Source organism: Pseudomonas sp. Z18(2022) (genome assembly GCF_036346535.1).
GTDB classification, from domain to species: domain Bacteria; phylum Pseudomonadota; class Gammaproteobacteria; order Pseudomonadales; family Pseudomonadaceae; genus Aquipseudomonas; species Aquipseudomonas yamanorum_A.
The window spans coordinates 91717-97858 of record NZ_JAOTOA010000021.1 but is presented as its reverse complement, the minus strand read 5'-3'; the positions used below and the strand labels follow the sequence as shown (position 1 = coordinate 97858).

Annotated in this window: 5 protein-coding genes; 4 read left to right on the top strand and 1 reads right to left on the bottom strand. The window is 62.1% G+C overall.

Going from position 1 to position 6142, the window contains the following annotated elements:
- Positions 1–19 precede the first annotated feature (19 nt).
- Positions 20–1540, bottom strand: a complete 1521-nt coding sequence (gene exaC / locus V3W39_RS27930) for an acetaldehyde dehydrogenase ExaC (protein WP_177043289.1) — start codon at positions 1538–1540, stop codon at positions 20–22.
- Between the two features lie 288 nt (positions 1541–1828).
- Between exaC and V3W39_RS27925 the strand changes: the two genes are divergently transcribed.
- From V3W39_RS27925 to V3W39_RS27910, 4 genes are all read left to right on the top strand, one after another.
- Positions 1829–3733, top strand: a complete 1905-nt coding sequence (locus tag V3W39_RS27925; protein WP_330213773.1) for a sigma-54-dependent Fis family transcriptional regulator — start codon at positions 1829–1831, stop codon at positions 3731–3733.
- A 61-nt stretch (positions 3734–3794) separates the two neighbouring features.
- Positions 3795–5144 carry a UDP-N-acetylmuramate:L-alanyl-gamma-D-glutamyl-meso-diaminopimelate ligase gene (gene mpl / locus V3W39_RS27920; RefSeq protein ID WP_177078036.1) on the top strand — a complete coding sequence of 450 codons (1350 nt, stop codon included), beginning with the start codon at positions 3795–3797 and terminating at the stop codon, positions 5142–5144.
- On the top strand, positions 5141–5770 hold the full coding sequence (gene ubiX / locus V3W39_RS27915; RefSeq protein WP_003219402.1) for a flavin prenyltransferase UbiX: 630 nt from the start codon (positions 5141–5143) through the stop codon (positions 5768–5770). The genes mpl and ubiX overlap by 4 nt, the downstream gene beginning before the upstream one ends.
- Positions 5763–6047, top strand: a complete 285-nt coding sequence (locus V3W39_RS27910) for a YceK/YidQ family lipoprotein (RefSeq protein WP_177043292.1) — start codon at positions 5763–5765, stop codon at positions 6045–6047. Before ubiX ends, V3W39_RS27910 begins: the two co-directional genes overlap by 8 nt.
- Positions 6048–6142 lie beyond the last annotated feature (95 nt).

Here is a 6142-nt window from a genome sequence, read left to right as displayed (position 1 = left end):
TGTGGGAGCGAGTTGTTAGTTAGAAGAAGCCCAGCGGATTGATGTCGTAGCTCACCAGCAGGTTTTTGGTTTGCTGATAGTGATCAAGCATCATCTTGTGAGTCTCACGGCCTACACCGGACTTCTTGTAACCACCGAACGCGGCATGCGCCGGGTACAGGTGATAGCAGTTGGTCCACACACGCCCGGCCTTGATCGCCCGGCCCATGCGGTACGCGCGGTTGATGTCGCGGGTCCACAGGCCGGCACCCAGGCCGAACTCGGTGTCGTTGGCGATCGCCAGGGCTTCGGCTTCATCCTTGAAGGTAGTGATGCTCACCACCGGGCCAAAGATTTCTTCCTGGAACACCCGCATCTGGTTGGTGCCCTTGAGCAGGGTAGGCTGGATGTAATAGCCGGTGGCCAAATCGCCGGTCAGCTTCTCGACCTTGCCGCCGGTCAGCAGCTCGGCGCCCTCGCCCTTGGCGATTTCGAGGTAGGACAGGATCTTGTCGAACTGCTGCTCGGACGCCTGGGCGCCGACCATGGTGTCGGTGTCCAGCGGGTCGCCGCGTTTGATCGACTCGACCTTCTTCATCACCACTTTCATGAAGTCGTCGTAGATCGACTCTTCCACCAGTGCGCGGGAAGGGCAGGTGCACACTTCGCCCTGGTTGAAGAATGCCAGCACCAGGCCTTCGGCGGCCTTCTCGATGAATTGCGGCTCGGCTTTCATGATGTCGGCGAAGAAGATGTTCGGCGATTTTCCGCCCAGCTCAACGGTGGACGGAATGATGTTCTCTGCCGCCGCATGCATGATGTGCGAGCCCACTGGCGTGGAGCCGGTGAAGGCGATCTTGGCGATGCGCTTGCTGGTGGCCAGGGCTTCGCCGGCTTCTTTGCCGTAACCGTGCACCACGTTCAGCACGCCCGGCGGCAGCAGGTCGCCGATCAGTTCCATCAGCACGTTGATGCCCAGCGGGGTTTGCTCGGCGGGCTTGAGCACCACGCAGTTACCGGCGGCCAGGGCTGGCGCGAGTTTCCAGGCGGCCATCAGCAGCGGGAAGTTCCACGGGATGATCTGGCCGACCACGCCCAGCGGCTCGTGGAAGTGGTAAGCGGCGGTGTGTTCGTTGATTTCGGCGCTGCTGCCTTCCTGGGCGCGGATGCAGCCGGCGAAGTAGCGGAAGTGGTCGGCGGCCAGCGGGATGTCGGCGTTCAGGGTTTCGCGAACAGCCTTGCCGTTGTCCCAGGTTTCGGTGATGGCCAGCAGTTCGAGGTTCTGTTCGATGCGGTCGGCGATTTTCAGCAGCACCAGCGAGCGGTCCTGGGCCGAGGTCTTGCCCCAGGCGTCAGCGGCGGCGTGGGCGGCGTCCAGGGCCTTGTCGATATCCTTGGCCGTGGAGCGCGGGAATTCAGCAATGGGCTTGCCGTTGACCGGCGAGGTGTTGGTGAAATAGTTGCCATCGACCGGCGCGACAAACTCACCGCCGATGTAGTTGCCGTACTTGGCCTTGAACGAAACGATAGCGCCTTCAGTACCGGGGTGTGCGTAACGCATGGTGAGTATCTCCTGGCTTTTTGTGTTTATTGGAGGACGCACGGTTGTGCTTGTTAAAGCGTAGAGCAAAGGTTGGGCCAGTGCCTCGCAGTGCCCGTAAATCAAGGGGTTGGAGGTTGTTGCAAACCGTTGCTGTGACACACTTGATACAACCCGAGTGACAGTTTGTGCCACAAACGGTACAGCCTGTGACCGGTGGGTCTGCCCGGGATTGCAATGGTCGGGAGGCTGGAGGATGCTGGGCACTCGCGCGCGGTTTGTAGTTCACGCAGGGAGAATAATAAGAACATGCAAAACGATCATTTCAGTCGCCATGCCCAGCAAGTCTTGACCGTCACCCGTGGCCAGGACCCGCTGCACGGCCCCGGCAGCGATCCGTCCATCGCCCGCTCCTGGCTGCGTTGCCTGGAGGACTATCACCTCGACCCCGCGCTGACCATGGCCCCCACGGTGCTCGAACATGGCCGGCTGCTGGAAAGCCGCGAACGCCTGCAACAAGTGCTGAGCATCGCCGGCAGCGAAATGAACAGCCTGCATCAACAACTCTCCGGTGCCGGCCACGCGGTGCTGCTCACCGATGCTCGCGGGGTGATCCTCAACTGTGTCACCGCTCCCAGCGAGCGCAAGATTTTCGAGCGCGCCGGGTTGTGGCTGGGCGCGGATTGGAGCGAGGCCTGCGAAGGTACGAACGGCATCGGCACCTGCCTGGTGGAACGCCAGTCCCTCACCATTCATCGCGATGAACACTTCCGTGGCCGCCATACCGGCCTTACCTGCTCGGCCAGTCCGGTGTTTGATCCCCATGGTGAGCTGCTTGCGGTGCTGGATGTGTCGTCGGCGCGCGAGGCGGTGTCGCGCCAGAGTCAGTTCCACACTATGGCGCTGGTCAATCTTTCGGCGAAGATGATCGAGAGTTGTTACTTCCTGCGGCATTTCGAGAATCACTGGTTGCTGCGTTTTCATTTGCAGGCCGAATCCGTGGGCCTTTTCAGTGAAGGGCTGCTGGCGTTCGATGGCGAAGGGCGCATTTGTGCGGTGAACCAGAGTGCATTGAACCTGCTTGGGCAAATTCGTGGTGGGTTGTTGGGGCAGCCGGTGGAGGCGTTTTTCGATTGCTCCCTGGATGAGTTGCTCGGGCGTGCCAGCGCGAATGCCAGCGCCAGTTGGCCCCTGCGTACCCGCGATGGCCGTGGGTTGTTCGCGGTGTTGCGCGGCCAGCCACGCAGTGTGCCGGCGCCGGTTCCTCAGCCGATGCCCGAGCGGGCGCGGCTGCCGGGCATTTGCCTGGGGGACGCGGCGCTGCAAAACGATTTCCGCAAGGCGTTGCGTGTGTTTGAGCGCGACGTGCCGTTGCTGGTCAATGGCGAAACCGGCTCTGGCAAGGAGGCATTTGCCAAGGCGGTGCACCATGCCAGCCTCAGGGCCGACAAAGCGTTTATTGCACTGAACTGTGCAGCCATCCCGGAAAGCCTGATCGAAAGCGAGCTGTTCGGCTACCGCGGCGGCAGCTTCACCGGCGCCCGCAAGGAGGGCATGCGCGGCAAGCTGCAGCAGGCGGACGGCGGCACGTTGTTTCTGGACGAAATCGGCGATATGCCCTTGGCGTTGCAAACCCGGCTGTTAAGGGTATTGGAAGACCGGCTGGTAGTGCCTATCGGCGGCGAGCCACAGGCGGTGAACGTCAGAATCATCAGCGCCACCCACCGTAATTTGCTGGAGCGGGTACAGGACGGCAGCTTTCGCGAGGACCTGTACTACCGGCTGAACGGTCTGGAAATCGCCCTGCCACCCCTGCGTGAGCGTAGCGACAAGTCGCAGTTACTGGATTTTCTGCTGGCGGAGGAGGCGGGCGATCAGTCGGTGTTGCTTGACAGTCCCGCGCGGCAGGCACTGCTGGCATTTGCCTGGCCGGGCAATGTGCGGCAGTTGCGCACCGTGTTGCGCACGTTGGCGGCGTTGTGTGACGACGGACGTATCGGGCTTGAAGACTTGCCGGCAGTGATTCGCCAGGCGCGCCCGCAGCCCGCGAGGGCGGACGAGCTTTCGGACTCGCCCCTGGACGACGCAGAGCGCCTGGCGCTGCTCAATGCCTTGGAGCAACAGCGCTGGCATATGAGCCACACGGCCGAGCAACTGGGTGTCAGCCGTAACACCCTGTATAGAAAGCTGCGCAAACACGGGATTGCCCGTTAGCTAAAGGGTGCGATTTGTTCCTCCCTACGCTAACCTGCCTCGATGTTTTACGAGGTCGACTATGCACATTCATATTCTCGGTATTTGCGGCACGTTCATGGGCTCAATGGCAGTGTTGGCCAAAGAACTGGGCCATCACGTTACTGGCTCCGACGCCAACGTTTACCCGCCCATGAGCACGCAACTGCAGGCCCAGGGCATTGAGCTGACCCAAGGTTACGACCCGGCGCAATTCGACCCGGTTCCGGACCTGGTGGTGATCGGCAATGCCATGGTGCGCGGCAACCCGGCGGTCGAATATGTACTGAATAAAGGTTTGCCGTACGTGTCTGGTCCTCAATGGCTGGCCGACCATGTGCTGCAAGGCCGTTGGGTGCTCGCCGTTGCCGGTACCCACGGCAAGACCACCACCAGCAGCATGCTGGCTTGGGTGCTGGAGCATGCGGGCATGAGCCCGGGCTTCCTGATCGGCGGTGTGCCACAAAACTTCTCGGTGTCGGCGCGCCTCGGTGACACGCCGTTTTTTGTCATCGAGGCGGATGAGTACGACAGCGCGTTCTTCGACAAACGCTCCAAGTTTGTTCACTACCGCCCGCGCACGGCGATCCTGAACAACCTGGAGTTTGATCACGCTGACATCTTCCCTGATCTGCCAGCTATCGAGCGGCAATTCCACCACTTGGTACGTACCATTCCCAGCGAAGGCCTGGTGATTCACCCGACTACCGAACCGGCCTTGCAGCGGGTGATCGAGATGGGTTGCTGGACCCCGGTACAAACCACGGGCGCGGGCGGGCAATGGCAGGTCAAGCTGCTGAGCGAAGACGGCTCAAAATTTGAAGTCCTGTTCGAAGGCGTCGCCCAAGGCATCGTCGAGTGGGACATGACCGGCCAGCACAACGTCGCCAACGCCCTGGTCACCCTGGCGGCCGCGCGGCACGTCGGCGTGGTGCCGTCCATGGGCATTGCCGCCTTGAGCGCGTTCAAGAGCGTCAAGCGCCGCATGGAAAAAGTCGCTGAAGTGAACGGGATTACCATCTACGACGACTTTGCCCACCACCCGACGGCCATCGCCACCACCCTGGATGGCTTGCGCAAGCGCGTGGGGGACGCCCAGGTAATCGCGATTATCGAACCGCGCTCCAACTCCATGAAGCTCGGCGCCCACCGTGACGGTTTGCCCGAAAGCGTCAACGATGCCGACCAAGTGGTGTGGTATGCACCGGCCAACCTTGGCTGGGACCTGCCCGCCATCGCTGCGCTGTGCACCGTGCCGTCGATTTGCTGCGACTCGCTGGACGGCATCATCGAGCACGTGAAACACCAGGCCAAGCCCGGCACCCATGTGGTGATCATGAGCAACGGCGGCTTCGGCGGCCTGCACGGCAAGCTGGCCGAGGCCCTGAAGTGAGCGGCCCGGAGCGCGTCACCCTGGCGATGACCGGTGCGTCCGGCGCGCCCTATGGCTTGCGCCTGCTTGACTGTTTGGTGCGCGAAGACCGCGAGGTGCACTTCCTGATCTCCAAGGCGGCGCAACTGGTGCTCGCCACCGAGACCGACGTTGCGTTGCCGCCCAAGGTGCAGATGATGCAGGCCTTCCTTACCGAGTACACCGGTGCGGCGGCGGGGCAGATCAAGGTCTATGGCAAGGAAGACTGGATGTCGCCGGTGGCCTCTGGCTCCGGCGCGCCGGCCGCGATGGTGGTGGTGCCATGTTCCACCGGGACCCTGTCGGCGATTGCCACCGGGGCCTGCAACAACCTGATCGAACGTGCGGCGGACGTGACCTTGAAGGAGCGTCGCCAGTTGATTCTGGTGCCGCGCGAGGCGCCGTATTCGAGTATCCACCTGGAACACATGCTCAAACTGTCGAACATGGGCGTGACTATCTTGCCTGCGTCGCCGGGCTTTTATCACCAGCCGCAAACCATCGATGACCTGGTGGACTTTGTGGTGGCGCGGATTCTCAACCTGCTGAATATCCCTCAGGACATGCTGCCGCGCTGGGGCGAACACCATTTGAGCAGTGATGAATAAATTTCTGATGCTGTTGCTGGCGTTGCATCTGACCGGTTGCGCCACTGCGCGCACGCTGGACGCGGCGCAACCCGGCGCGCCGGTGGTGTATGCCGGGACGCGCCTGGATATGTATGCGATTCAGGGCGGGTGCTGCGCGATGGACCGTTTCGGAGCCGAGGCGCCGAGCTATCCCCATGTCGATCTACCGGCCAGCGCCTTGCTCGACACGCTGCTGTTGCCACTGTCGGTGCTGACGGTGCTGGGGGTTGGATTTAACGCGACGGGCGGGCTTTAGGGGCTGAAAGGGGCGGCTGGCCTCATCGCAGGCAAGCCAGCTCCCACATGAGACTGGGTTCGCCATGACAGCGCGGTCAGTGTGGGAGCCGGGCT